Source organism: Verrucosispora sp. SN26_14.1, from assembly GCF_004307965.1.
Taxonomy (GTDB): Bacteria; Actinomycetota; Actinomycetes; order Mycobacteriales; family Micromonosporaceae; genus Micromonospora.
The window spans coordinates 1-1,134 of record NZ_SISL01000815.1 but is presented as its reverse complement, the minus strand read 5'-3'; the positions used below and the strand labels follow the sequence as shown (position 1 = coordinate 1,134).

The following is a 1,134-nucleotide window of genomic DNA, read 5'->3' as shown; positions in this document are numbered from 1 at the left end:
CCGCCAGTACGCCGACAGCGCACCCGGGCCGGGCAGGCGGGCCCCGATGGCGCAGCGGTACGGCGGGATCCGGTCGGTGAGCCGGACCGCCCCCCACAGGCCGGAACTGACCAGCACCTGCCGGTCGGCCGCCCGTCGGGCGGTGGGCGGGAGCGTGGCCAGGTCGAGGGCCTCGTAGAGCACGCCGGTGTAGATCCTCCCGGCGGGGGCGGTGGCCGCCACCGCCAGCCGGGTGTTGCGCCGCAGCTCGCCGTGCTGGCCGGCGCTGAGCCCGAGCGCGTCCAGTGCCGCCTCCGGTGGACCGGCGGAGAGTGCCACCAGAGCGTCCAGCACCTCCCGGCGGGCGGGGGTGAGCGCCGGCAGCGAGAGCCGGTCCAGGTCCAGCTTGCGGCCGGTGCCGGCGTCGGCCTTGCCCTCGGAGGGCGGCAGCAGGATGAGCATGGGTGACTCTAACGCCAGGGGCGCAGCGGCTCCGGCGGGTGGTAGACGCGGAAGCCACCGATCTCGGCGAGCAGGCTGCCGTCCGCGCGGTCGCCGAGCAGTTCCCGCAGCCGCCGGTCCGCCGGCGCGTCGGTCGCCAGCACGTACCCCGGCCGGGTGGCGCGGGCCAGCCGCCACCAGTACGCCGGATAGCGGTTCTGGCCCGGGTGCAGGTCGCCGTCGAGCACCCCGCAGACCACCTGCTCGGCGGTGTTGAAGACCAGCCGGTTGCAGGTCCAGTACTCGCCGTACACCTCGTGCAGACCGGCCGCCTGGACCGTGGCGGCGAGTTGTCGCGCGTACCGTTCCTCCCGCCGGCCGGGGTCCGCACCGGCGGTGGCGAACAGGACCGTGACCACCAGCGACGCCGCCGCCAGGGCGGCCAGGACGGCGGTGGCGAACGCGCCGGCCAGCCGTCCCCGCGCGCCGACGGTGCCCCGCCAGGCGGCCACCGCCGTCGACCAGAGCGGCCAGAGCACCGCCGGCAACGACAGTTGCAGCACCGACAGGTAGCGCGCGTTGCCCAGCGGGTCGGTCGCCGCGAGCGAACTGCGCACGTACGCCAGCAACGTCAACGCCGCACCACCGAGCAGCGCGAGGTGCAGCACCGGCCCGCCGCGGTCGGCCCGCCCACCGCGACCACCGTGCCCAGGG

Annotated in this window: 1 protein-coding gene and 1 pseudogene; both read right to left on the bottom strand. The window is 76.5% G+C overall.

Annotation, left to right across the window (positions count from 1 at the left end; translation table 11 throughout):
- On the bottom strand, nt 1-441 hold a 441-nt coding region (locus EYA84_RS32140), incomplete at its 3' end, for a YaaA family protein (RefSeq protein WP_131057886.1).
- A gap of 8 nt (nt 442-449) precedes the next feature.
- Nucleotides 450-1,134: pseudogene (locus EYA84_RS32135) on the bottom strand (hypothetical protein); the annotation flags it as partial.